Origin of the sequence: Lactimicrobium sp. (genome assembly GCF_036453465.1) — a bacterium.
Classification (GTDB): Bacteria; Bacillota_I; Bacilli_A; order Erysipelotrichales; family Erysipelotrichaceae; genus Bulleidia.
Genome location: NZ_JAZHUW010000009.1, coordinates 33,683 through 56,654 on the forward strand (window position 1 = coordinate 33,683; position 22,972 = coordinate 56,654).

Below are 22,972 nucleotides of genomic sequence, written 5' to 3' on the forward strand. Positions count from 1 at the left end.
ATCACATCTCCTCAATGATGGAACAGGCGCAGACCTGTAAAGGCCATGACCATGCCATACTTGTCAGCTGTTTCAATAACGTTGTCATCACGGATGGAACCACCCGGCTCAGCCACATACTGCACACCGGACAGATGAGCACGCTCAATATTGTCACCAAACGGGAAGAAGGCATCAGAGCCAAGCGATACATTCTTCAGCTGCTTCAGCCAGGCAAGCTTTTCTTCCTTTGTAAAAGGCTCCGGCTTTCTGGTAAAGAACTGCTCCCACACACCATCGGCCAGTACATCTTCAGGATGTTCACCAATGTAGTTATCAATGCAGTTGTCACGGTCTGCTCTTCTGATCTTCTCGACAAACGGAAGGGAAAGAACCTTCTCATTCTGACGCAGCCACCAGTTGTCAGCCTTGGAGCCAGCCAGTCTTGTGCAATGCACACGGCTCTGCTGTCCTGCCCCGATGCCAATGCACTGGCCATCCTTGGCATAGGCAACCGAATTGGACTGGGTATACTTCAAAGCAATCAGCGAGATCATCAGATCACGCTTTGCCTCTTCCGGCAGATCCTTGTTCTTTGTCACGATGTTATTGAAAAGGTCCTCGGAAATCACAGAATTATTGCGGCCCTGCTCAAAGGTCACACCAAACACCTGCTTGTGCTCCACTGGGGCCGGTACATAGTCTGGATCAATCTGGATGACATTGTACTTTCCCTTTTTCTTGGCACACAGAATATCCAGTGCTTCCTGGGTATAGCCCGGGGCAATGACACCATCACTGACTTCTTTCTTCAGCAGTAATGCCGTTGCTTTGTCACACACATCAGACAGAGCCGCAAAATCACCATAGGAGCTCATTCTGTCAGCGCCTCTGGCCCGGGCATAGGCACATGCCAGCGGACTGAGATCGACATCATCCGTGAAATAAATCTGCTTGTCGATGTCAGACAGAGGAGATGCCACAGCAGCGCCGGCCGGTGATACATGCTTGAAAGAGGCTGCACTGGGCAGGCCAGTGGCTGCCTTTAACTCTTTCACAAGCTGCCAGCTGTTCAAAGCATCCAGAAAGTTGATATAGCCAGGGCGGCCATTCAGCACTTTCACAGGTAGATCAGAACCATCCTGCATATAGATGCGGGCCGGTTTCTGATTCGGATTCATGCCATACTTCAGTTCCAACTGATTTGCCATCTCATTCTCCCTCATTCTTATTGAAAATCTGTGTCTCAACTTCACCTGTTTCCAGATTGATCTGTCTGGTAAACAAAGACACCTTGTTATCCTGATTCAGACTCTGCCAGATATGCTGGCCAAACAAAGAAAAGTTCTCATGCACCATTGTCCAGGATACCGGCTCACCTCCAAAGGAAGGCAGCGGACTGCCATCATCCTGATACGTTGTAATCACCCGGCCATTGCCCGGGGCAACATGACTGTAAGAGAAGGTAAAGCGCAATGTGCTGCTTTCATCACCATCATCACTCTTCAGAATCGACATGGTTAAGGAATCACCCTTGATCAGAGCAGAAATGCGCGGTGTCCAGTTCGGTCCATCCGGTTCAAAGGTTCGTGTATCCAGTGCTTCTTCAAAGCTCTTTCCATTCTTGAGAAATTCCAGAATCGTATCGGTCTGGTCGCCATTGGTGACAATCGTATTATCCTGGAAGACTCTGACCGGATGATAGATGATCAAAGAAGGATCAGAACACCGGGAAGGATCAAAGGCCTGGGTGCGGATACCGTCATCGGTTGTCACAAAAATCCGGTTGCGGCTGTTGTCAGAGCGGCCCATGATCCAATAGGCAATGCGCATCTTCTTACCACAAGGTGTGCGGCCAATGGCAATGCCCCGGCCCGGGTATGTCTTTGCCTGCAGCCAGGCATATAAATCAACTGGTTTCATGACTTCTTCTCCTTTTCAATTCTCTCGGCAAGATCCGCCGCTGCCTTTGGCAGCAGGATCCATTCCGCCTGTTCCATCACCCGCTTCTGCAGCACTTTCGGTGTATCACCCGGCAGAATCTCAACCGCTTTCTGGGCAATGATCTCACCGCCATCAGGAATCTCATTGACATAGTGCACGGTTGCGCCGGTCACCTTCACCCCACGCTGTAAAGCTGCCTCATGGACATGCAGGCCATAGTAGCCTTTGCCGCAGAAAGAAGGGATCAAAGAGGGATGAATATTGATGATCCGCTTGGGATACGCCGCAATGACACGGGATCCCAGAATGGACAGGAAACCGGCCAGGATGACTTCTTCAATGCCATTGTCTTTCAAAAGAGAAAGCATGGCCTGGTCGTAATCATCCGCACTGGCATAGTCTTTCCTGCGAATCACTGCCGTCTTCTTATTGGCTTTCTCAGCCCTCTGCAATGCATAGGCATCCGGGCGGGATGAAACAACCAGAACAATCTGCCCATACGGGATCTTTCCATCCTTTTCCGCATTCAGCAGAGCCTGCAGATTGGTCCCGCCCCCTGAAACAAGAACTGCAATCCTTGTCATCTGAACTCCACCGTATGGCTGCCTTCCACCATTTCACCAATGACATAGGCAGGCACATTGCTTTCCTTCAAAGAAGCCAGCGTGGCATCCACATCTTCCTTTGCCACGATAACCATCATGCCAATACCCATATTGAACGTATTGAACATATCATGCTCAGAAATGCCGCCCTTCTTCTGGATCAGATCAAAGATCGGCAGCACCGGCCAGCTGCCCTTTCTGATGCAGGCAGACAGATTCTCGCCAAAGGCTCTTGGCATATTCTCATAGAAGCCGCCGCCGGTAATATGGGCAATGGACTTCACATGTACCTTATCTAATAAGGAGAGGATTGGTTTGACATACAGACGGGTCGGTGTTAACAGCACTTCACCAAGCGGTGCCCCAAGTTCTTCTTCGTAACCATCAAGTACATCCGCATTGTCAATGCCAAACACTTTTCTCACCAGGGAAAAACCATTGGAATGCACACCGGATGATGCTAAGCCAATGCACACATCACCAGCCATGACACTGTTTTTATCCAGGATTTTCTCTTCATCAACCATGCCAACCGTAAAACCGGCAAGATCATATTCATCTTCCGGCATCAGGCCTGGATGTTCAGCAGTTTCCCCGCCGATCAAAGCACAGCCGCTTTCTTTACAGCCAGCAGCAACACCTTTGACAATGGTCGCAATCTTTTCCGGCTCATTCCTGCCGCAGGCAATGTAATCCAGGAAGAACAGCGGCTCGGCACCGGCACAGATCACATCGTTGACGCACATGGCAACGCAGTCAATACCGACGGTGTCATGTTTGTCCATCAGGAATGCAATCTTGAGTTTGGTACCGACACCATCGGTGCCAGACACAAGCACCGGCTTTTTCATGCCGCTTACCTTCGGGGCAAACAGGCCGCCAAAGCCGCCGATTGTATCCAGAACCTCTTCTCTGGCTGTGGAAGCCACATCCTTCTTCATCAGCTCAACCGAACGATATCCGGCTGTCACATCCACACCGGCATCCTTGTAGCTCTTTGAATAACTCTTTTCCATTACTTTGCAAACTCCTTCTGAACAGCCGCATCCTTAGCAATCACGCCATCGTGCATCTTTACACGCTCATCTGCTAATTTCTTGGCAAGATCTTCATCGCTTACGGCAAGAATCTGTAAAGCAAGCCAGGCGGCGTTCTTGGAACCATCGATGGCAACCGTGGCAACCGGAATGCCGCCTGGCATCATGACGGTCGCAAGCAGTGCATCCGTGCCTTCCAGAGCTGCACTCTTCAGCGGTACACCGATGACCGGCAGGGTTGTATGCGCAGCCAGTACCCCGGCCAGTGCCGCAGCCATGCCAGCCCCGGCAATAATGACACCAAAGCCATTTTCCTTTGCCTTTTCAGCAAACCCGGATGCTTCCAGCGGTGTGCGGTGTGCACTGTAAACATGCACTTCATACGGTACATCAAACTGATCCAGTACGGCGGCAGCCTTCTTCATGACCCCAAGATCACTGTCACTGCCCATGACAATCCCAACTTTTTTCATCTGTTCTCCTTTTGCAAAACAAAATCAGCCCATGGATACTCCATGGGCGTAAATCGTGTTGTGAAATGATGGCAGAGCGCCTCCATCAGTGTGGAAAGAATGCGGTACAGTAAACCAGTCAAGCAAAGAAACAGCCATAATCCCGTCCTTCCTTCCCAAAGCTGACAAATGCACTGCCAAGTGAAAAACCAACGTTATATTAGTAAAAAACGGCTTGATTGTAAAGGGAATGAGAGGATCCTTGGATGATAGAATTTACATTTGTTTCATAACATTTTTATCATCCGGCAGGTTATTTGTTTCATTACTCAAAAACCAGAGTTAATTATGGCTACAATAGAGGCATGCGTGACGATTATTCTCCTCAAATCAGAACATATGTCGATATCCTGTTGAATATGCGCAAGGAAAAGGATGACACGGTCAATACAGCCGCAGACGTACTGCTCAAAACCGGCAAGACGATGCAGGATGATTACCTTCAGGGACTGGCACTGTATGCCAGATGCTTTGTATACTATCGTTCCGGTCATGCCATGCAGGCATATGATCTGCTGCGTTCTGCCCTGAGCCATCTTCTCAAGACACAGACATGGCCGCAGATCATTGGCATCCTGAACATGATCGGACTGGTCTCCATGCGTATGGGCAATACAGCCAGTGCCATGGAAGCCTACCTGCAGGGGCTTGCCTTTGCAGAAGAACATAATCTGAGCGAACAGATCACACTGATGAATATCAACCTGGCCGATGTATGTCTGCGGGCAGATGCTTATGGCAATGCCTATGCCTATGTACAGAAAGCGGAAAGCCTGCTGGACCAGCTGAGACTGAACGAAAGATACGAGGAGTATGCCACAATTGCCATTGCCGAGTGTGCCCTGCTTGCCTCGTTCACAAAACAAGAAGAAGACGCAGGCAGATATATTTCTCTTGTGCAGGAACTGATTAAAGAATATCCATCCGCAGCCAGCAATCCTACCATGATGATACTGGAACTTTACCGCACAAAAAAGCCGGCAGATTCCTATGACTGTGCAAAGAAACTGCTGCCCGTCATGAAGCGCAATGACATTCTGGATGAAGGCGGCACAGAGTTTCTCTTCTATCTCCGCTATCTTTCTCAGCATAATTACAAGGATCTCTTTTACCAGATCAGCAGCTATTTCATCCATGCCTTAGGACCGGACAGTCTGCCGGGTGATGTCATTCCGCCACTGCAGGTCATTGTGGCCTTTGATGAAGATACCGGCAATCACGAACGTTTTCTGAATGATCTGCAATTGCTGTGGAAGTATACCAGACTGTCCAATGCGTCTAACCGGGAATCAACGATCCAGTATATTGAAACCCGCAGTGTACTGATGGATACGGTACGCAAAAATCATGAACTGAAAACATCCGACCGAAAATGATACAATTTAACATTTCCAGAATGTGCGCATGAAAAAAGGGTGCAAGGTCGAAAATAAGGGTGCAATGTAGATGTCGGGTTATAGCCCGATTTTTTTTGAGCCCAAATATTTTACAAATCACGCTGAAAGTATTTACATCTGGCAACAAGCGTGATATATTTAGAACAAATTTACAAGTAACTCCGAATGTAGATACAAAAGGAGACCTGAAATATGAAGATGGTATCTAAGTTCATACAGATAGAATTTGCTGATTCGAGCATCAAGGCAGCAGACTGTTTACGGGACATCCGCGATGCGACAGAAAGCGCATCTCTTAACCTGTACTCCAGATACAATGTTCAATTGGAAGTTCCGATGTTAATCGGAAACAATGTGGTCCTTGAGGTAAGGGTTCCCGTAGATATGGTTTCCAGTTTTGCAATTGGGAATCATTTAAGAGGTGTTTCTGCCTACCTCACTAAAAACTGTAACGGAAGATACAACAGTCACTTAGTTGGAAATCGCCTTCTGGTGTACACGGAAATTCCATCTCCTGAAGTAAAAACACAAGAAATGTCTACTGTTGATCGTCTAGAAGTGGTAAGAAAGGTCGCAAAACTTCTTGAGCGTTCAGATGAAGAAGCAATGGATTACATCAGTCAGATTCTATCCATTCTAAACGATGCAGGCCAATGAGGCATAAATATAGCAACCGCAAATAAGCAGCGGAGAAAGGATAGCAACATGGAAAATGGGATTGAAAACTTAACAATGGGAGCACCGGAATTAGCAAAGCATTCAACTGTAAATGTCAGTCTTACTGGTTGGCCAGCTGCTGTTGCCTTGATGAGCATTCCGGCAGCAGTAGTTGCTGTTTATGCTATCAAGGCATTTGCACATTGCTAAAGGAAGCGAAGCAATGAAGAAGATTACAAACAAGCAATATGAAGAATATCAGAAGTTGCTGGATGACACGAGGCATGGTCGTATGTTGACGCCAGATGGGCTGCGGCTCATTTGTTCCGCGTGCAATTATGATCCGACCGAGATCGGAAAGATAATGCTGGAGAATCTAGCCAATTTACAGGCCAAGGGTGCTGTCAGTATGCATCCCGGACAAGATGTAGATCCAGAAGCAGACAATAGTGAGGTCTGACGAAAAGAATACGTGAATTGCTGCAGAACGAATAAAAAACGTCACCTCCGGTTTTGTCGTAGGTGGCGCATTTTGTTCTATGGATATTTGGTTTCAGGCTTTGATTTCCATCCCGTTCTTGAAGTTTATCCGGATGTCATCTTTGCTGTAAACCGTGATGAAATCAACGAGGCTCTGGAATTGTACGGCGTCGAATGTTGTCACAAGGTCTTTTTGTTTGCCAAGCGTAGCCAGAAACTGCCGGATAGAAGAGCGGGCGAGTTCTTTTCTGCTGATTTCAGCTTCGGTGTCGGCGAGACTCTTTTTCGCTGCATTGAAGCGTTCTGTCAGGGTGTCATACCGCTTCTGGTATTCTGCCTGATTCTGCGGTTCCAGAGCGTTCTTCTTGATTTCCTTCTGCACCAGTTCAGCTGCGGTACTCATTTCGTCTTCATATTCTGTCCTTTTCCTTTCCAGTCCGGAAGTATCGTAAAGCGGTCCAGCGAGGATCTCGTTATAATCTGCCAGAATCGATTTCTTGTCGGCAAACAGCTTGTTGACTGCTGAGATGTATTTTCCCTTGAGTTCATCATCCGTGAGGACTGGCGTTTTGCATTTCTCACCTCCATCGTACTTATGATTACACTGCCAGATCGTCCGGCGGTATTTGTCATTGGAATGCCAGACCTTAGAGCCGTACCAGCTCCCGCACTGTCCGCATTTTACCTTGCCGGAGAAAACATGAACGCCACTGTAGCGGTTTCTACCGGGGCAGCGGCGCTTCAGTTCATCCTGGACCTGATCGAAGATCTCCGGATCAATGATTGCTTCGTGGTCCTTTTCGACATAGTACTGCGGGACCTCACCTTCATTGATTTTTGTTTTCTTGGTCAGGAAGTCGACGGTGAAGGACTTCTGCAAGAGTGCGTCACCCTTGTATTTTTCATTGGAGAGGATAGCCTTTACCGTTCCGGCATGCCATTTCTGCTTGCCACTTGGTGATGGAATATTCTCCTCCGTGAGCTTAGTGGCAATTCCGTAAGGTGTTGTGCCTTCCATAAACATCCGGTAGATCCGTTTTACAAGTTTGGCCTGTTCTTCATTGACTACCAGCTCGCCGTTAGGCCCTCGGTCGTATCCGAGGAAGCGTTTGAACGGCACGGTCACCTTTCCGTCGGCGAACCGTTTCCTCTGGCCCCAGGTGCAGTTCTCGGAAATGCTGCGGGATTCTTCCTGCGCGAGGCTTGACATGATTGTGATCAGAAGTTCTCCCTTACCGTCGAAGGTCCAGATATTCTCCTTCTCGAAATAACATTCGACGCTGTGCTCCTTCAGCTCACGGATGGTCGTAAGGCTGTCTACCGTGTTTCTTGCGAAGCGGCTGACGGACTTCGTGACGATCAGGTCGATCTTTCCGGCAAGGGCATCATCGATCATGGTGCGGAAGCCGATTCTCTTTTTCGTTCCGGTGCCGGAAATTCCCTCGTCTGTATAGACCTTGACGAATTCCCAGTCACTTCTCGATTTGATGTATTTCGTGTAGTAGTCGATCTGAGCTTCGTAGCTTGTGAACTGCTCATCATGATCGGTGGATACACGGGCATAGGCTGCGACACGGCGTTTCTTGTTCTCGCCAATCGGAGTGGCGGTAATAGGCGTCAGCGTCGCCGGGATGGTTTTTACTTTCCGCTGCTGTTCCAAAATTTCTCACTCCTTATCTGTTTCATCTTCCTGCTCATCTGAGCCTTATATTCCGGAGTCCATCTTTCCTTCATGAGCTGCCGCATGTGTTCTCTAGATTCTTCGCTGCGAGGCGTGAAGGTCTTTTCCGGAGGAGCGTATTGCGTAGTTTCGACCCGTCCGTCTTTAAAGTGAATTTCCAGAAGATCTTTGTCTTTCACATAGATCAGCGGAATCTGATTTTTGAAAAGATCCGCATCATATTCAGGAATTCCCATGACCTCGGCGATCTGCTTCTTCAGAACGTCCTCACGTAATCCGATGGTTATGCATCCATTGCTGTGATTTGAACAGCGCCAGTAGTGCATTTTCGGCTTGTTCGGATTGGAAGCAGGCTGCGTGCAGCGACGGAAATTACAGCCGCATGCAGCGCATTTGATTCTTCCGGAAAGCTCTGTTGTGCCTTTGGCGTAGGGATGCTCGCGGCGTTTCTTTGAAGTCTCAGCCCGGTATTCCGCTGTCCAGCAGTCCTGATGGCCGGTATTCGGAGCAGGACGGGTGATCTCCGTTCCATCTTTTAAGAAGAATTGGAGCGTGTATTTCTCCGGCACTTCGATATGGTCAACCTTTTCAAGAAATACAGCCTCGTCAAATTCGGAAAGCCCAAGCACTTCACAGCAGGCTTTCTCGAGCGCCTTCTGGCTGATTGTGCCACCGACCGGGCACTTCTTATCGGGTTCCTGTTTTTTCTTCTTGCTGCCGCAATTCCAGTATTCCTGAGGGTGACCGTTCTTGTTGCGATGGTTGTGCATGTAGCTGAATCCACAGTATGGGCATTTTATTTTTCCAGTGAAGCAGCAGGTGTTCAAGCTCTTGTTCGCCAGAGCTCCGAGTTCCCGTCGCCGTTCCATCTCGTCCTGCACATATTTCCATGTGTCGTAGTCGATGATGGCTTCATGCGTGTTTTCAATGTAATACTGTGGAAGCTGTCCTTTGTTTTTTCGGCGTTTTTTCGTGATTGGATCCTCTACGAATTCCTTCTGCAGAAGAGTGTTACCCGTATAGGTAATATTGTTAAGGATGTGCTTTAGCTGGGAGTCTCGCATGACGTTTCCGTTCACGGAACGAATACCTTCCGCTTCAAGCTCGCGTTCTGTTTCAAGTCGGGACTTTCCGTCAAGAAAATTCTGAAAAATGCGTTTGACTACTGCGGCTTCTTCCGGGACAATCTCCAGATGATTTCCCACCCATTTATATCCGAGAATGGGCGGCTTTGCAGTCGGGATGCCTTGTTCCATCCGCTTTTTCACGCTCCACTTTTCATTCTCAGATATGGAACGCGACTCTTCCTGCGCGAAGGAAGCGAGCAGCGTGAGCATCAGTTCTCCGTCATCACTGAGGGAGCGGATGTTTTCCTTTTCAAACCGGACTTCCACGCCAATGTCTTTCAGGTGCCGGACCGTTTTCAGAAGGTCAACGGTGTTTCTCGCGAACCGACTGATGCTTTTCGTCAGTACAATGTCGATCTTTCCGGCGTCACAGTCTGCAATAAGACGCATGAACTCCGGGCGCTTTTCCGCCTTTGTCCCGCTGATGCCCTCGTCGGCGTAGATCCCGGCGAACTCCCACTGTGGATTGCTCTGGATCAGTTCGCTGTAACGGGATACCTGCGCCGAGAGGGAATGGTGCAGCCGTTCTGTTTCCATGGATACACGGCAGTAGGCAGCGACCTTTTTCCGCTCCGGCAGGACCGGTTTCATCTTTTTGATTTCTGTAATTTTCTTCATGAAATCAGCTCCTTTCCGTGTCTATTCATCACTCAGACCCGCCGATGGTATCAAGCGTTATCTGAGAATAAAGTGCCGAAAACAGGGCGGTATTTGCGGAGCAGGATTGTATCAATTTCGTCGTATTCCTTCCGGGTGATGATGCCGGATTTCAGCATGGATTTTGCTGCCGACAGGCTCGCCTGGTAGTGGCGCTCGGCTTCGCATTTTTCTTTATTCACTGGTCAGCGCCTCCTTTGAATCTCGCTTTGATGTAGCATGCGTGAGAGCAGTATTTCCGGTGTGCGTTGCCATAGGCGGAAAAGGGTCTGCCGCAGCATGCGCAGGTGAAGTCATATACCGCTTTCCGATGCACCTGGTCCAGATGGCTGTTCCACCATTCCTGACGGCAGGCACTGCTGCAGAACCGGATATGTTTTCTTCCCGGAATCTGCCGGACGGGCTTTCCGCAGTTCGGACAGAATTCCGCAGGCTTTGCATCATCAGACTCCTGTTTCCTGCGTCCGGAAAGGTTGTTCCGGCGGCAGTAAGACTTGACGGTATTCTTGGAAAGGGAGAGGGACTCGGCAATCGCGTCATAGCTCATTCCCTGTTCTCTCATACGGAAGATACGGGTTTTCTGTTCATCGGTCATGGATGAGCACCTCCTTCATGTCTTCCGTCCTCAAAAAGACGGGCAGAACGCACCCCTTCGGATTAAAAAGTGCGTCTGCCCATCAGAAACGTCAGTCTTTCTTATAAAATTCGCATTCGTAGCCGTCCGCACGGAGCAGAAGTCCGGGTGCCCACGGAGGGGTTCTTCCCATCTGCTTGCAGACCGCGTCGACGGATACGTCCATGCCGCATTCGATGATCAGCTCATCGTGTACATGAGCGCAGATAAAGCAGTGGGAGAGCGTCCGCATGGCGTAGCAGAGAATGTCGCGGCTGATCGCCTGGGTAATGTTCTCCACGATCTTCGGACCGTATGATTCAATGCGTTCCCACTTCTTCGTGGATCCGATGCCCATGTATGTGATGGATTCGCCGCCATACTGATTCGGCTGGATCATCGGCTTCACGTAGGCCAGATCTCTGCCGGAAGGAAGATGGATAAAGAGCATCTGGCTTTTGTAGAAGAACCGGATTCCCCTGACTTCCCTGGTTCCCTTTGTCCGGATAACTTCCTTCACGGCACGGTCGACGTCCCACCAAAACTGCGTGATATTCGGGTTTGCGGCACGCCAAGCGTCCACGATGGGCTGGAGATCTTCTTCCTTGAGTCCCATATCAAGGGCACCCATCGCCTTCAGAGCGCCCACGGAACCGCCATAACCGCAGGCCAGCGTCGCAATCTTACCTTTCTGGCGGAGCTCACCGTTGATGCCATGCTTGACCACAGGTTTGTGGAACATGGCTGATGCAGTTGCACAGTAGATATCTTCGCCTTTGGCAAAGGAGTCTATCGTATGCTGTTCACCGGACAGATAAGCCAGGACTCTTGCCTCGATGGAAGAGAAGTCACTGACAATGAATTTCATACCGGGACGGGGAATAAAAGCAGTTCGGATCAGTTCGGACAGAACATTCGGAACGGAATCATAGAGAAGATCCAGAGAATCATAGTCGCCGCTTTTCACGAGGGCTCTTGCCTCCGCCAGATCCGGCATGTGGTTCTGAGGAAGGTTCTGTAACTGAATCAGCCGCCCGGAGAATCGTCCACTGCGGTTTGCCCCATAGAACTGGAACATTCCTCTTGCTCTGTGGTCCCGACAGGCAGCGTTCTGCATGGCCTGATACTTCTTTACAGAGGATTTGGCAATTTGCTGACGGAGCTTTAACACTTCCTTCAGATCATCCGGAGCAGTTTCCAGAAGGGATGCCACAGCCTTCTTGCCAAGGGTATCTGTCTTAAGGCCGTGGGCACTCAGCCAGTCCTTCATCTGCACGACAGAGTTCGGATTGGAAAGACCGGTCAGCTTCTTGAGCTTCTCGGTAAGAGAGGCTCTTGACCGGCTGTCAATTGCAATGGCCTGTTCTGCCATCTCAAGGTCTACAAGAATGCCTCGGTCATTAATCTCCTGATCGATGTGGTATTCCTCCCAGACTGATTCCGGGACAGGGAAGTTACGCAGGTGCTTTTTGATGGACATTTCCGCCTCGACATCGCGGCGGTTGTATTTCTTAAAGACCTCCCATTTATCCGGTGCGTCAGAGGGGAGATTCCTTGTTCTGCCGCCGTTCGCCTTTGTCGGCTTGCACGGAGTGCAGAAGTAGCGGAGGAGTTCCTTGCCTTCTGCCATTTTCTGTTCTTCGAGATCTAATGCCTCGCCGACGCCTTTCAGAGAGAGGGGAAGGCCAAGATAGGCAGACCAGATCATGGAACAGCGCCAGGATGCCGGGTCGAGGTAATTTCGGACGCTGTCTTCCGGAATACTGTAGGTGACAAAGCACTCCGGGTAATATTTTCTAAGATATGCGGAAAGACAGATCCGTTCAAAACTTGCATTAAATGCCCACTTTGTCACTGTTTCGTCTGTCAGTGCATCCAGAACATCTTCAGGAACGGTATCGCCGGCAGTCAGATCCAGGACGGTTACCGGATCATCATCTCTGGCAAATCCGAAGAGAAGAATCTCAAAGGCCGGACTTTCCGTGTACCGGTACACACCAGACTTGTTCAGATCGACGTCTGAGAATGTTTCGAGATCGATACTAAGTGATTTCATAATGTGTCTCCATAAAAAAAAATAAGCGGCGGGAATTCTGCCTCCCGCCGCCGTTATATGTTGCCGTTATTCAGTTGTCAGTGCTTCAGATCTTCGAGAGCAGCCATGCGTCTTTCATGGTATTCCTTGTCCCACTGCTGTTTTTCCGCTGCGAATTCCTTGTCACGCTCTGCAGCGGCTGCCTCGTTTTTCATCTTCTGGTCGTGCAGTTCCTTCTCAAACGCATCGTCGCGCTTTGTATTCCGGATGGAAATCACGACCATAATGATCGTGAGTCCCAGTCCGCCGAGCCCGAAGAGGGCGTAGATGATGTAGAGAACTGTATCAAGAATGTCTAAGAACTGCGTATCTAAACTGAAATTATTATTTTGATGTTAGGAGTAATCAAGCTGGACGAAAAGAAAGTATTAAAACCAATCGATGAAATGCTTACTGATCCTTGGCAAATTGATATTCAAGAATTGCTTGAAGCTTCTGTCAATGAACCTGACGAGCTTAAAAAGATAATACTTTGATAGCCAAGTAAAGGGCATGGCAACAGAAAAGAGTTTATTTCCCAGTGATGAACACGGAAATAAACTCTTTTTGATTTGGCCGATGACTGGTTACTTTAATAGAAGGAAGGCTTATCGCCTTGGGTGTTAGGTTGGTCAACGCCAAGTGAAGCACCGATGTGTTTGCTTGGATCGTTAATCAGCTTGACGACGAAGTCAGCGATGCTGCGCCGAGAGACTTCTGTGCCCTTAAATGGCTCGCCTTTTTCCGTTAATTCATAACTGACAATGTTTTTATTGGAAAGCCAAGCTGGCCGAATGATCGTATATTTTAAGTCAGAATTTTCAATGACTTTGGCGGCTGCGGCGTAGGTTTCAAGATAACCACCATCAAGCATTTGATGATTCCACTTGCCAAAAGCGCCGGGGACTTCATCGTAAATTCCCAACGTCGAAATCCAAATCAATCGACTCACACCTGCAGCATCCATCGCTTTCACGACGGATTTTGCCTGATCTTCAATTCCCTTGTTGCCAAGGTTGGCATAGACAACGTCAATGCCAGCAAGCGCCTTGGTCAACTTGGCGGTGTCGGTGACATCCCCGTCAATCACCGTCTCCCGTTGCGGATTGACGTCTTGTAGCCGCCCGGCATTGCGTAGAAACAAACTCAGGTGATGATCGGTTTCTTTCAGCAACTGATGCCGCGCTAACGTTGCAATTTGCCCGTGTGCGCCTAAGATCATGATATTTGCCATTTGAATCTTCCTTTCTTGTTCCCAATACAGTTTTATTGTAACACAGGTATTTGTGATACAGTTTTATTGTAACACAGGTATTTGGATTTGAAAAATGAAATTTTAAATTCCACTCTTGGTTTTATATGTGGAAGTTAGTCTTGCATAGGTAGCATTTACTCTTTCATATAATTGTACTATGATTGCCCTGTCCTTCTGACAGCAGTAGAAGGAAATCAATGAGTAAGTTAATACCAGGCAATCAAAAACATCTGACGCTCAATGACAGACTGTACATTGAAAAAGCAATCAACGAAGGAAGAACCTTCAAGGACATTGCCAAGAACCTTTGTAAGGATCCAACCACCATCTCAAAGGAGGTCAAGGCTCACCGTCTCAGCGTGTGGAAAGATCATGGCCTTTTCGTAAACCTGAAGAATTTCTGTGAGCATCGCTATCATTGCAGGAAGACCAATGCATGTGGAAAGATCATTCGCTGCGGGATCAAGTGTGCCTCGTGCCCAACCTGCAATCAGCACTGCCCGGACTTCAAGCGAGAACGCTGTCAGCGCCTTGATAGGGCACCCTATGTCTGCAATGGATGTCCTAAGCAGCTCACACCGTCCAAGTGCCATATCAGCCAGAAATACCGCTATGATGCCAGATTTGCGGACCGGAAATATACCGAGCTGCTCTCCAGTTCACGAGCCGGCATCAACCGCACACGAAAGGAGCTACAAGCCATTGACCGGGTCGTATCTCCTCTGATCGATCAAGGCCAGTCTCCATATCAGATCCTGACGAATCATCCAGAGATTGATATGTCGGTACGAACCATGTACCAGTACATCAATGACGGCCGTTTCTGTGCCAGAAACATCGACCTCAAGCGAAAAACAAAATTCAAGCCGAGGAAGTGCCATAAAACACAGATCACCGATCGCGAAGTATTCATCGGACGAACTTTTGACTGTTTCCAGAAACTGCAGCTGGACCAATGGGTCGAGATGGATACGGTGAAATCCAGCAGAGACAGCCGCAAATGCCTTCTGACCTTTTATTTTACACAGGAGAGGCTATTCCTGGCATTTCTGATGAATCGTTGTACTCCAGGAGCCGTGCGTCTTGTATATAACCATCTGGAGGCAAAGATCGGCACCTATGAGTTCAACCGGTTATTCGGTACGATCCTGACAGACAGAGGAGTCGAATTCGGAAAACCGCAGGATCTTGAGACAGGAATCAAGGGGGTCGAGCGTACCAGCATTTACTTCTGTGATCCAATGCGGAGCTGCCAGAAAGGCGGCGTGGAAAATGTTCATACGCTGCTTAGAATGGTCTTGCCAAAAGGCACAAGTTTTGAGTTTCTGACACAATGGGACGTCAATCTAATTGTGAACCACATAAACTCTATGCCACGTAAAAGCCTGAATGGAAGTACACCCTATGACGTTTCTGCCGAAGCATACGGCGAGGCAGTCTTAAAAAAGCTACAGCTTAGGCGCATTGACCCTGATGAAGTCAAACTCTCGCCTAAGCTGATTCGAAACAACTAACCAGACAAAAATCTGCTGTCAGACTGGAAGTAAACTTTTCACATTTTTTCAATGTGGCTGGTGGAATTCAGTCTCGCATACTGCATTTCCAGCGGCTTATTCAGCATGTCTAAATTTAGGTTTTTGTCAGTAAAGTTATCCTAATTATATGCATCTCAGAACAGAATTGCATCTGAAATATTAAAAAAAGGGAACTTTTTAAGTTGCAGTAGAATTTACTTCTACACTGGAATTTACTTTTTCAATTCACGAGGTATTTGGATTTCATATCGTTGCCTTTCTGCTATTAGCCAAGAAAATCATCATCGCCGTTGTTGTCGGAGAAGTCGGAGAAATCATCAGCAGCACTGCTATGACCGCCGAGAGGCTCTCCGTCCCTGATCTTCTGAATGTTACCAAGGCCGCAGGCCACGCCCTTGTTTCCATTGGAGTTGAAAGCGTAGAAAGTGACGGATACCCTCGCATAGCAGCCGCTGTAAACTTCGCTGCGATCTAGAATCGGCTGAACATGAGCGTCAACGATCTGGGGCGGAGTGGTGCTGTTGGCATTGACGAAGAAGCTGTCCTTGTAGGCCTCGTCATCACGCTCAATATCACCGTCGCGGAGAGGGAGCTTGATGGCTGCCTTGTTCGGCTTCTTGCCGCCGAACTTGCTTACGCCGTCCTCGATAGCCGCATCGACCGCCTTGTTGATAGCGTCAATGGTCTTCTTGTCGGACTTCGGGATGATCAGCGAAACGCTGTACTTTTCCTTGCCTCCGTTGATGGACTTCGGTTCCCATACATTTGCATAAGAGAGTCTTACGATACCGGTTACGACTTTTGTAGAATGATTGTTAATAGGCATAATTAAATTTCCTCCTTGAATTCGTTATGAACATCATCTGCCATTATTTCCGGTCGCCCGTCCGATCTCGGTACGAGCGTCGGTTTGCCCGGCGGCTTCATCACAAGTCCGCCAAGAACTTCATGGAACGTTTTCTTACCCATCAGGCGTTCCATTTCCGTGATGGGGATGAGGCTTCTCCTGTAAATGTCGGTATAGCCGGCATTCTTCGCGGCCTCTGATACAGCCTGCTCATCTGTGTACTTTCTCTTTGAGCGTCCCTCGACAAGTTTGTAGGTTTTCCACTTCTTCCCATGTTCGGCAGCTTCATCTGTGGCATACTGCATCAGATCTTCAGCCCATTTCATCAGTGGATCGAGATCGGGAAGGATCTCATCAATCTCTTCATCCGAGAGGAGGGGTGGCTTCTGGAATTCGTACTTTGCGAGAGCGAGCTGCTTTTCGGCTCTTGCACGGCACTTGACTGCTGCTTTGCAAAAGCGGCACCAGTCGCCGGAGCAGTAATCGCCGAGTCCTTCATTGGCCAGAGCAACTTTAGGTTTTAAGACTTCATCTGCCCATTCCCTGAGGTGTGATACCGTGGTGTTCCAGGTCGAAATATTGTCTCGTCTCGGCTGGAAGATGGTCAGCGATACTTCCTCGAAGTTGTACAGATCTCCGAAGAGATCCAGTGCGCCGAGTGCATAGAGCATCATCTGCGGGTTTTCTTCTGACTCCACGAGCACTCCCTGACCGTACTTCAGATCAATGACATGCATCCTGTTATCGGAAACAATGATGCAGTCGCTGGTCCCAAAGCCATGCGGAATGTAAGCTGAAAGGTCAAGTTCGATCTCCGTGTAAGCCTGAGCATCACTGCAGGTCTGTCTTTCCTTGCCAAGCTGCTCCATGACAAAGTCACGGTAATCGTCAGTGCATTCCTCCATCTCGTCTGTGTTGTAATCAGACACTGGACGTTTGCTGCGACGCTTGAGAGCTCGCTTTACTTTGTGGTCAGCAAGGGCATGAGCGGCAGTTCCTTCCGCTGAAGCAGGAGAGCTGGTATCACTGAAGGATTTCTCGAGCAGTGCGGAAGGCGTACAGTGAAGCCACCTGTGTGCACTGGAAGGAGAGAGCATTGCGTGATTAACCGGCATTCCCGATCACCTCAGCTTTCTTCAGCATTTTCCTGTAGTGCGAGGGATCGACCGCGCTGAGCTTCTCTGCACCGAATGAGTGGATGAGATCGCGGACCTGGCTTCCATAGCCTTCGCTGCTCTTTGCAGAGAGAACCGTGCGAACTTCCTCGAGTGTCACCGGCTTTTCATCCGGTACGTTTTCTGCAGACGGGGCCGTTTCCGCTTTAGGATCGGCGGGGCTTTCTACACCTGTGAGCTTTTCAATGTGGTCGGCTGTTCTGCGGAAATCTTCTGCGATTGCCTTAAGCAGTTCTTCCTGAGTCATTTGTTTCGCCTCCTTTCATTTCATGGATTTCTACTGACTGGACGCTCTGACCAGGAGAGAGGATTAGTACTTCCGTGTTTTCCCCGAAGAGAGCTGTGAGGAGTTTCATCGGAAGGTGGCGGACACCGCTGCTTACTACCTTTGTCCTGCGTCCGGAGCTGTCCGTGACGTTGATGCGGATTCTGTGTCTGAGTTTCATGTCATCACCTCGATTCTTTGTTGTTCTCCCTTCATGTCTTCCGTCCTCGAAAGGAGGGGAGAAACGCACCCCTGAATGAGAAAAAATAAAAAAAGCCTGCGGGCATTCGAAGAGGATACCTTCAGGCAAGGAACAGATATTTATTGAACGGTATAGACAGAGTGGTATAGAATCAGATTAGAGAACAACAAATTAGAATTTGACAGCGAGGTGAGTTCGATTGCAGATAAAAGAGATTCAGCAAAAAGATTTCAAAAAAGTAATCCGTTTTGCTATCCAAGGTATGCATTTTGAAGAGTATTTGAAAAACAAATTTATACTAAATGCCTATGGGCAATACTTTTGGTATCTGGAATATACGAACGCCACACAAGTGCTTGCCGCCTATGAAGGAGATAAGCTTCTTGGCGTTCTTGTTGTAGATATGAAAAACGAACCGAAACCATACAAGTCTTTTTGGAAAAGTGCATATGTTAAATTTGTAGATGTGATTCAAAACCTATTTTTCGGTAGCGGTGTTATGCCATATAACGAAGCTAATAAAGCAATGTATGAAAAATATACGGAGCAGTTCAACCCAGACGGAGAAATTCGCTTTTTAGCAGCTAATCCTGACAGCAAGGTCAAAGGTGTCGGTACATTTCTGTTAAATGAACTTACAAGAATAAAACAAGGCAAAGAGATATACCTTTACACAGATACAAATTGCACCTATCAGTTTTATGAACATCGTGGATTTGAACGTATAGGCGAGCAAAGCATTGTCCTTGAATTGCAAGGCGATGTTGCTTTGAAATGCCTTCTATACAGAAAGAAACTGTAATAGCAAATTCCAGTTTGTAGAGAAAAAAATAAGGCCAGAGGATAACACTCATAAGAACAGTCCTCTGGCCATTTCTTTATTCCACACGGATTTTCCATCCAACCTTGATCAGGTTCACATTTCGGATCAGCGTAGGATTGAGCTTTTGGATTGTGCCGACAGATGTGCCGTACTTCCTTGCAATGGCAGAGAGCGTATCACCGGAACGCACGGTGTAATAGATCACCTGCGGCTGGTTATAGGCCCCCATCAGCTCATTTACTTTGGCCTGAACAGCGTCATAGCTGTATCCAGCGGCAGCAAGATGGTTCTTCCTGTCGTCTCCGTTTCCCCATGAACCGCTCAGAACTTCATGCGCGATTTCATCCACGCTCTTTCTTGCCGGCGCTGGTGCCGGAGTGGGAGCAGGAGCCTGCTGCTTTGCAAACCCGTTGAATCCACCGGTCTTAATAGTGGACGGATAGTCGATGTAGGAAATATTCATATCGACATTTCCGCTGATGCCGTTTACTGAGCCGGTGGAAGAATACTGCCAGATCCCGTAAGCCCCGCAATAGGTACATTTGGAAGCATACTGAGCGACCCAATGTGTGAATGGCGTGAGCTTGGAATCATCCAGTCTCTCACGGAAGCCGGAATCGGTGGAGCTGTAAATCCCTGCAAAATATCCAGCCGCTTCCAGTGCTCGGCAGAATGCAATCGTAGCTTCCGTAGCGCCTGTCTTGGCAGAAGGAACAGTGGCTTCCAGATCAATAAAGACAGGATATTCGAGCTGCTTTCCCTTGAGCTGTGCAAGGAAGCGTTCTGCATCTGCCTTTCCGTCTGCTGCGGAAGTGCAGCCAGGCCCGACAAAATAATACGCTCCGACAGCGACGCCGTTAGTCTTCGCATTTCTGTAGTTTTCTTCCCATCTGGGATCTGTGTAGAATCCGTCATCCGATCCGCCAGACTTGATAATGGCGAACTGAATACCGGCTGCTTTGACTCTTGTCCAGTCAATGGCTCCTTGCCAGTGGCTGACGTCAATACCTCTGAACTCACTCATGTTCTTACCTCCTTAAGATTTGTGACAATAAGAAAGGCTCCCTGGGTTTTGAAGCCCAAAGAGCCGGAAGCGCTCCTTTGACGGAAGGAGCAGCCGAGATATGAGGATCACCTCCTCTCACTGATTCGTTTTGGTCAGCTGCTTGTAGATCTGGTTTACACCGGTTGCTGCAAGACCGGATACGATGCCGACTGCGAGGGCGTTGATGATATCCTTGGCTGGGAAGTCCGGCATGAGATACAGCCCGGCGATTCCGAGCACGGCACCGACGCAACCGCAGATCACCGGGATCAGCTCATCCTTCACGGAGCCAGCCGCTTTGCAGCCGATACCGACGAGATAGGCGATCACCGTGATTGCTGCCACACTAGCGATTCCAAAGTCCATAGCTTCATTCCTCCTTTTCTTTACTGTCTGCCGAGAGGGGCAGTTCCTGACACTTTTTGTACAGGGTTTCTCCGGTTCCGTTGCCGCCAAGTGCCTTGTATGGTTTGTACAGGTACTCTAGGTTGCTCCGGTCATCCGGTGAGCACCATCCCCGGGCAATAAAAAAGCTGCAGGCCTGATAAATCCGGTCGTGCAGCAGTGCCATCATTCCTTCTCTGATCTGTTCGTTTTCCTGTTTTCTTCGCAGAAGTGCTCGCCAAAGCCATGTGATGATGGCGATGACCAGAGCGAACAACTCCTGAATCCAATACTTCAAAATGAAGTCTATCAACGGTATCACCTCCTTCATGACACATGCTTTGTAATGTCATAGACTTCTGTTGCAGCCGTAAACTTGCCGGTCGATTCACCGGTCCGATAAAAAGAGACGCATTCTCCTTCGTTTATGGAGAAGGTCGTGCCAAAGAAAGAAAACTTGCCATCCGAGGTCGATTTCTTCTCCATCCGAATCATGGCATCACCATTTTCAAAAAGATAAAGCTCCCAGATCTGATTCACAGAGGAACTGCCACTGTAGTATTGATATCCTTCCCATCGAATCTTGTAGCAGGTGATGCCGATATCAGTCAGCTTGTAGTTCCCGTGTGAGAGGAGATGCGCCTTGGCGTCTTTTCGGTTTACCTTGACCTCTTCTGAACCGGAACCAGTGACTCCGATCCACGAGTTCGTGCTGACGTAGAACGTGGTGTAAGTCTTACCAGCCAGCGGCCACGAGAAGTTTTCGTTCCCGACGGTATAGGTCTGATCATCTACATCACTCTTCAAGATGTAGGAAAGGCCATCTACATCAGCGAGGACATCGGTTAAGCTGATGCTTTTCAGAACCTCGTCAGCCCCGGAGTGATGCTTTGAAATATCGTATTTTTCAGTTACGATATCAAACTTCGTTCCATAGTAATCTTTCCGGTAAAACGAGACATATCCACCAGCGCCGGGATTCGTGAAGCTATTCCCGTTGATCTGGTATGATCCGCTGCCGTTTGTGCCGAGTGATGTAATCCGGATATAAAAATCGCCGTTGCCAAGGAAATACAGGTCCCACATTCCACGGTTGGATTCGTTCTGGCTATAGGGCATGTAGCCGTCCCATGTGATTCTCGTGGATGAAATGGCATCATCTACAGGGACCTCCTGAAGGCTGATTGTTTTGTAGCCGTTATCTCTCTGGTTGATACCGAGCGTACAGCCGCCGGCATTAAATAGGCAGTTACCGGTAACTGAGCAGGAAGTGTACAGCGATCTTGCCTTTGAAAGCGTCGCCTGTAGATTCGGAAACTGAATGATACCGAATTTTGAAGTGGTAATGCTGCAGGTTCCCTCATCGGAATAGGTATTGGTTATGGTATTTCTGCCCAGATCGGTGTTATCAAAAAGATCCAGCGTATTGATGATCGGGAGCTTTCGCCGGATGGAGTTTCCGTTGTGGTTCAGATATCCATCGCTGTTTATGCGGATAGAAAATTCCTCTCCTTTTTTCACCTGGCTGGTATCGATTGTGAGTTTTAACATCAGCCGGTTCACATAGGAAACCGCCGATACCACAGAGCAGTCGATATCTTTCAGCTCAATATCCGGTGACAGGATGGTATCGGAGAGGAGCCAGACAGTGCTGATGTCGTGCGGAAACTCAGAAATCACAGTCTCTTTGGAATCCGTAATGAATACGTAGTTCTTACCACCGGCGCCTTCCGAGCCATCTGTCGGGAGAGTAAGAATAGCAGCCGGCATTTCTGACACCTTATATTTTCTGGTCTCACCGTTCTTTTCCCGGATGGCATCGGCGATGAGCTGTATGTTTTCTTCGGTATATAGCTTCTTCATTAATATTCCCCTATGTCTCCGTCTTCGAGCTTTGCGTTGAGAGCAGCAAGCGCATCGTCGATTTCCTTCTTCGAGTAAGTATCAGCAAGCCTTATCTTCAAAGCATCCAGATCATCCTTGGAATAATAGGGTTCCTCATAAGTGCTTTCTTTTCCAGTGATGGAAAGCCGGATCACGTTGCTGTCCTTGGAGCAGTACTGGCCTTCATCCGGAAATCCGATACAGAAACAGTCATAGGTTCCCGAGACAATCGGAGGATCCACGGCAAATGTCAGATCATAGCTGATATGATCCACGGAGAAAGCGCCGTCCATCATCACAAGACGATAGCAGCGGTATTCCGTCTTTTCCGGAGGCGTGATTGTGAAAGTAATCGTGCCATCACTGTTCTGGACAGCAGAAAGTTTCGGAGCATCGGTCTTTTCATTTTTGGGATTTACAGGTGCGACAATTCTTGAGATGTCACGAAAAGCAATCTTATAAAAGGCAATGGCTCCAACATCCGGAAACGTCTTCACGCCAAGCCTCTCCAGACGGTTTCCTGCAATTCTCTGTCCCGGAGTATTCCACTGCACTTCGTCGTAGTCTGTATAGGACCACGATTTGTTTTCTTCATCGTAGATTCCGATTGCGTGAGTGTTTTTATCCTCTTCGGTCATAGAGGAGGGGAGAACATAGTACTGGACCAGCTCTCCGTCAGTAGCCTCATGAGTGATGGATAGCTGCCGGACAAACTTCGGAGATGGGTTCTTGTCATACGCTGTCAGATTGATCGTCTTATCAAAGGTAAGTGCCATGAACACATCTCCTCCTTT

At 48.5% G+C, this 22,972-nt stretch carries 27 protein-coding genes; 7 read left to right on the top strand and 20 right to left on the bottom strand.

The genetic code is table 11. The features are described 5' to 3' along the window. Positions 1-11 precede the first annotated feature (11 nt). Genes SOI44_RS03700 through purE form a run of 5 tightly spaced genes read right to left on the bottom strand, consistent with a single transcriptional unit; the run spans position 12 to position 4,038 of the window. Positions 12-1,190 carry a phosphoribosylaminoimidazolecarboxamide formyltransferase gene (locus SOI44_RS03700; protein WP_331347892.1) on the bottom strand — a complete coding sequence of 393 codons (1,179 nt, stop codon included), beginning with the start codon at positions 1,188-1,190 and terminating at the stop codon, positions 12-14. 1 nt (position 1,191) lies between these two features. Further along, a complete protein-coding gene (locus tag SOI44_RS03705; RefSeq protein ID WP_331347893.1) occupies positions 1,192-1,902 on the bottom strand; it encodes an IMP cyclohydrolase in 711 nt (236 codons plus the stop codon). Beyond that, positions 1,899-2,507: a phosphoribosylglycinamide formyltransferase gene (gene purN, locus SOI44_RS03710; RefSeq protein WP_331347894.1), complete on the bottom strand. Its 609-nt coding sequence runs from the start codon at positions 2,505-2,507 to the stop codon at positions 1,899-1,901. Before purN ends, SOI44_RS03705 begins: the two co-directional genes overlap by 4 nt. Further along, a complete protein-coding gene (purM, locus tag SOI44_RS03715) occupies positions 2,504-3,544 on the bottom strand; it encodes a phosphoribosylformylglycinamidine cyclo-ligase (protein WP_331347895.1) in 1,041 nt (346 codons plus the stop codon). The genes purN and purM overlap by 4 nt, the downstream gene beginning before the upstream one ends. Further along, a complete protein-coding gene (purE, locus tag SOI44_RS03720) occupies positions 3,544-4,038 on the bottom strand; it encodes a 5-(carboxyamino)imidazole ribonucleotide mutase (RefSeq protein WP_331347896.1) in 495 nt (164 codons plus the stop codon). The genes purM and purE overlap by 1 nt, the downstream gene beginning before the upstream one ends. 344 nt (positions 4,039-4,382) lie before the next feature. Between purE and SOI44_RS03725 the strand changes: the two genes are divergently transcribed. From SOI44_RS03725 to SOI44_RS03740, 4 genes are all read left to right on the top strand, one after another. Beyond that, on the top strand, positions 4,383-5,453 hold the full coding sequence (locus tag SOI44_RS03725) for a hypothetical protein (protein WP_331347897.1): 1,071 nt from the start codon (positions 4,383-4,385) through the stop codon (positions 5,451-5,453). Between the two features lie 213 nt (positions 5,454-5,666). Next, positions 5,667-6,131, top strand: a complete 465-nt coding sequence (locus tag SOI44_RS03730) for a hypothetical protein (RefSeq protein ID WP_105305024.1) — start codon at positions 5,667-5,669, stop codon at positions 6,129-6,131. A 48-nt stretch (positions 6,132-6,179) separates the two neighbouring features. After that, positions 6,180-6,341 (top strand): hypothetical protein, encoded by a 162-nt coding sequence (locus SOI44_RS03735; protein WP_167836627.1) that lies wholly within the window; start codon positions 6,180-6,182, stop codon positions 6,339-6,341. 13 nt (positions 6,342-6,354) lie between these two features. Continuing rightward, entirely contained in the window at positions 6,355-6,591 is a 237-nt protein-coding gene (locus tag SOI44_RS03740; protein WP_105305025.1) for a cytochrome C, read from the top strand. A gap of 93 nt (positions 6,592-6,684) precedes the next feature. Here the strand turns inward: SOI44_RS03740 and SOI44_RS03745 are convergent, their stop codons facing one another. The 6 genes from SOI44_RS03745 to SOI44_RS03770 all read right to left on the bottom strand — a co-directional run bounded on the left by SOI44_RS03745 (position 6,685) and on the right by SOI44_RS03770 (position 13,008). After that, positions 6,685-8,271, bottom strand: coding sequence for a recombinase family protein (locus SOI44_RS03745; protein ID WP_105305026.1), 1,587 nt, complete (start codon positions 8,269-8,271; stop codon positions 6,685-6,687). Next, positions 8,250-10,037: a recombinase family protein gene (locus SOI44_RS03750; RefSeq protein ID WP_331347898.1), complete on the bottom strand. Its 1,788-nt coding sequence runs from the start codon at positions 10,035-10,037 to the stop codon at positions 8,250-8,252. The genes SOI44_RS03745 and SOI44_RS03750 overlap by 22 nt, the downstream gene beginning before the upstream one ends. A gap of 50 nt (positions 10,038-10,087) precedes the next feature. Continuing rightward, positions 10,088-10,258 carry an SHOCT domain-containing protein gene (locus tag SOI44_RS03755; protein ID WP_167836628.1) on the bottom strand — a complete coding sequence of 57 codons (171 nt, stop codon included), beginning with the start codon at positions 10,256-10,258 and terminating at the stop codon, positions 10,088-10,090. Beyond that, complete coding sequence (locus SOI44_RS03760; protein WP_331347899.1) at positions 10,255-10,671, bottom strand: sigma factor-like helix-turn-helix DNA-binding protein; 417 nt, start codon at positions 10,669-10,671, stop codon at positions 10,255-10,257. Before SOI44_RS03760 ends, SOI44_RS03755 begins: the two co-directional genes overlap by 4 nt. Positions 10,672-10,762: 91 nt before the next feature. Then, positions 10,763-12,745: a DNA polymerase gene (locus tag SOI44_RS03765; RefSeq protein ID WP_331347900.1), complete on the bottom strand. Its 1,983-nt coding sequence runs from the start codon at positions 12,743-12,745 to the stop codon at positions 10,763-10,765. Between the two features lie 77 nt (positions 12,746-12,822). After that, entirely contained in the window at positions 12,823-13,008 is a 186-nt protein-coding gene (locus SOI44_RS03770) for a hypothetical protein (RefSeq protein WP_331347901.1), read from the bottom strand. Between the two features lie 108 nt (positions 13,009-13,116). On the opposite strand from SOI44_RS03770, the gene SOI44_RS03775 reads away from it, so the two are divergent. Continuing rightward, positions 13,117-13,260, top strand: coding sequence for a hypothetical protein (locus tag SOI44_RS03775; RefSeq protein WP_261621905.1), 144 nt, complete (start codon positions 13,117-13,119; stop codon positions 13,258-13,260). A 95-nt stretch (positions 13,261-13,355) separates the two neighbouring features. Here SOI44_RS03775 and SOI44_RS03780 read toward each other — a convergent pair whose 3' ends face one another. Then, entirely contained in the window at positions 13,356-13,997 is a 642-nt protein-coding gene (locus SOI44_RS03780; RefSeq protein WP_003596107.1) for an SDR family oxidoreductase, read from the bottom strand. A gap of 218 nt (positions 13,998-14,215) precedes the next feature. On the opposite strand from SOI44_RS03780, the gene SOI44_RS03785 reads away from it, so the two are divergent. Further along, on the top strand, positions 14,216-15,532 hold the full coding sequence (locus SOI44_RS03785; RefSeq protein WP_331347902.1) for an IS30 family transposase: 1,317 nt from the start codon (positions 14,216-14,218) through the stop codon (positions 15,530-15,532). Between the two features lie 286 nt (positions 15,533-15,818). Here SOI44_RS03785 and SOI44_RS03790 read toward each other — a convergent pair whose 3' ends face one another. The 3 genes from SOI44_RS03790 to SOI44_RS03800 are packed head-to-tail and all read right to left on the bottom strand — an operon-like array spanning position 15,819 to position 17,822. Further along, on the bottom strand, positions 15,819-16,379 hold the full coding sequence (locus SOI44_RS03790) for a DUF2815 family protein (RefSeq protein WP_331347903.1): 561 nt from the start codon (positions 16,377-16,379) through the stop codon (positions 15,819-15,821). A gap of 2 nt (positions 16,380-16,381) precedes the next feature. Beyond that, positions 16,382-17,515 carry a DUF2800 domain-containing protein gene (locus tag SOI44_RS03795; RefSeq protein ID WP_331347904.1) on the bottom strand — a complete coding sequence of 378 codons (1,134 nt, stop codon included), beginning with the start codon at positions 17,513-17,515 and terminating at the stop codon, positions 16,382-16,384. Beyond that, positions 17,505-17,822 (bottom strand): rRNA biogenesis protein rrp5, encoded by a 318-nt coding sequence (locus tag SOI44_RS03800; protein ID WP_331347905.1) that lies wholly within the window; start codon positions 17,820-17,822, stop codon positions 17,505-17,507. Before SOI44_RS03800 ends, SOI44_RS03795 begins: the two co-directional genes overlap by 11 nt. A 419-nt stretch (positions 17,823-18,241) precedes the next feature. On the opposite strand from SOI44_RS03800, the gene SOI44_RS03805 reads away from it, so the two are divergent. Then, a complete protein-coding gene (locus SOI44_RS03805) occupies positions 18,242-18,844 on the top strand; it encodes a GNAT family N-acetyltransferase (RefSeq protein ID WP_331347906.1) in 603 nt (200 codons plus the stop codon). Positions 18,845-18,920: 76 nt separating this feature from the next. On the opposite strand, the gene SOI44_RS03810 is transcribed toward SOI44_RS03805, so the two are convergent. The 5 genes from SOI44_RS03810 to SOI44_RS03830 form a co-directional block, all read right to left on the bottom strand. Beyond that, on the bottom strand, positions 18,921-19,889 hold the full coding sequence (locus SOI44_RS03810; RefSeq protein WP_331347907.1) for a GH25 family lysozyme: 969 nt from the start codon (positions 19,887-19,889) through the stop codon (positions 18,921-18,923). Between the two features lie 117 nt (positions 19,890-20,006). Next, positions 20,007-20,276 carry a phage holin family protein gene (locus SOI44_RS03815; RefSeq protein WP_066647697.1) on the bottom strand — a complete coding sequence of 90 codons (270 nt, stop codon included), beginning with the start codon at positions 20,274-20,276 and terminating at the stop codon, positions 20,007-20,009. Positions 20,277-20,280: 4 nt separating this feature from the next. Further along, positions 20,281-20,625 carry a hypothetical protein gene (locus tag SOI44_RS03820; protein WP_331347908.1) on the bottom strand — a complete coding sequence of 115 codons (345 nt, stop codon included), beginning with the start codon at positions 20,623-20,625 and terminating at the stop codon, positions 20,281-20,283. After that, positions 20,622-22,157 (bottom strand): hypothetical protein, encoded by a 1,536-nt coding sequence (locus SOI44_RS03825; protein ID WP_331347909.1) that lies wholly within the window; start codon positions 22,155-22,157, stop codon positions 20,622-20,624. Before SOI44_RS03825 ends, SOI44_RS03820 begins: the two co-directional genes overlap by 4 nt. Beyond that, positions 22,157-22,954 (bottom strand): hypothetical protein, encoded by a 798-nt coding sequence (locus tag SOI44_RS03830; RefSeq protein WP_331347910.1) that lies wholly within the window; start codon positions 22,952-22,954, stop codon positions 22,157-22,159. The genes SOI44_RS03825 and SOI44_RS03830 overlap by 1 nt, the downstream gene beginning before the upstream one ends. Positions 22,955-22,972 lie beyond the last annotated feature (18 nt).

Coding starts and splice junctions, on each gene's coding strand:
- SOI44_RS03800 (WP_331347905.1), bottom strand. CDS start 17,822: ATGACTCAGGAAGAACTGCTTAAGGCAATCGCAGAAGATTTCCGCAGA.
- SOI44_RS03830 (WP_331347910.1), bottom strand. CDS start 22,954: ATGGCACTTACCTTTGATAAGACGATCAATCTGACAGCGTATGACAAG.
- SOI44_RS03750 (WP_331347898.1), bottom strand. CDS start 10,037: ATGAAGAAAATTACAGAAATCAAAAAGATGAAACCGGTCCTGCCGGAG.
- SOI44_RS03825 (WP_331347909.1), bottom strand. CDS start 22,157: ATGAAGAAGCTATATACCGAAGAAAACATACAGCTCATCGCCGATGCC.
- SOI44_RS03815 (WP_066647697.1), bottom strand. CDS start 20,276: ATGGACTTTGGAATCGCTAGTGTGGCAGCAATCACGGTGATCGCCTAT.
- SOI44_RS03725 (WP_331347897.1), top strand. CDS start 4,383: ATGCGTGACGATTATTCTCCTCAAATCAGAACATATGTCGATATCCTG.
- SOI44_RS03795 (WP_331347904.1), bottom strand. CDS start 17,515: ATGCCGGTTAATCACGCAATGCTCTCTCCTTCCAGTGCACACAGGTGG.
- SOI44_RS03765 (WP_331347900.1), bottom strand. CDS start 12,745: ATGAAATCACTTAGTATCGATCTCGAAACATTCTCAGACGTCGATCTG.
- SOI44_RS03810 (WP_331347907.1), bottom strand. CDS start 19,889: ATGAGTGAGTTCAGAGGTATTGACGTCAGCCACTGGCAAGGAGCCATT.
- SOI44_RS03730 (WP_105305024.1), top strand. CDS start 5,667: ATGAAGATGGTATCTAAGTTCATACAGATAGAATTTGCTGATTCGAGC.
- SOI44_RS03700 (WP_331347892.1), bottom strand. CDS start 1,190: ATGGCAAATCAGTTGGAACTGAAGTATGGCATGAATCCGAATCAGAAA.
- SOI44_RS03740 (WP_105305025.1), top strand. CDS start 6,355: ATGAAGAAGATTACAAACAAGCAATATGAAGAATATCAGAAGTTGCTG.
- SOI44_RS03820 (WP_331347908.1), bottom strand. CDS start 20,625: ATGAAGGAGGTGATACCGTTGATAGACTTCATTTTGAAGTATTGGATT.
- SOI44_RS03785 (WP_331347902.1), top strand. CDS start 14,216: ATGAGTAAGTTAATACCAGGCAATCAAAAACATCTGACGCTCAATGAC.
- SOI44_RS03775 (WP_261621905.1), top strand. CDS start 13,117: ATGTTAGGAGTAATCAAGCTGGACGAAAAGAAAGTATTAAAACCAATC.
- SOI44_RS03790 (WP_331347903.1), bottom strand. CDS start 16,379: ATGCCTATTAACAATCATTCTACAAAAGTCGTAACCGGTATCGTAAGA.
- SOI44_RS03770 (WP_331347901.1), bottom strand. CDS start 13,008: ATGGTCGTGATTTCCATCCGGAATACAAAGCGCGACGATGCGTTTGAG.
- purM (WP_331347895.1), bottom strand. CDS start 3,544: ATGGAAAAGAGTTATTCAAAGAGCTACAAGGATGCCGGTGTGGATGTG.
- SOI44_RS03705 (WP_331347893.1), bottom strand. CDS start 1,902: ATGAAACCAGTTGATTTATATGCCTGGCTGCAGGCAAAGACATACCCG.
- SOI44_RS03780 (WP_003596107.1), bottom strand. CDS start 13,997: ATGGCAAATATCATGATCTTAGGCGCACACGGGCAAATTGCAACGTTA.
- SOI44_RS03760 (WP_331347899.1), bottom strand. CDS start 10,671: ATGACCGATGAACAGAAAACCCGTATCTTCCGTATGAGAGAACAGGGA.
- purN (WP_331347894.1), bottom strand. CDS start 2,507: ATGACAAGGATTGCAGTTCTTGTTTCAGGGGGCGGGACCAATCTGCAG.
- purE (WP_331347896.1), bottom strand. CDS start 4,038: ATGAAAAAAGTTGGGATTGTCATGGGCAGTGACAGTGATCTTGGGGTC.
- SOI44_RS03735 (WP_167836627.1), top strand. CDS start 6,180: ATGGAAAATGGGATTGAAAACTTAACAATGGGAGCACCGGAATTAGCA.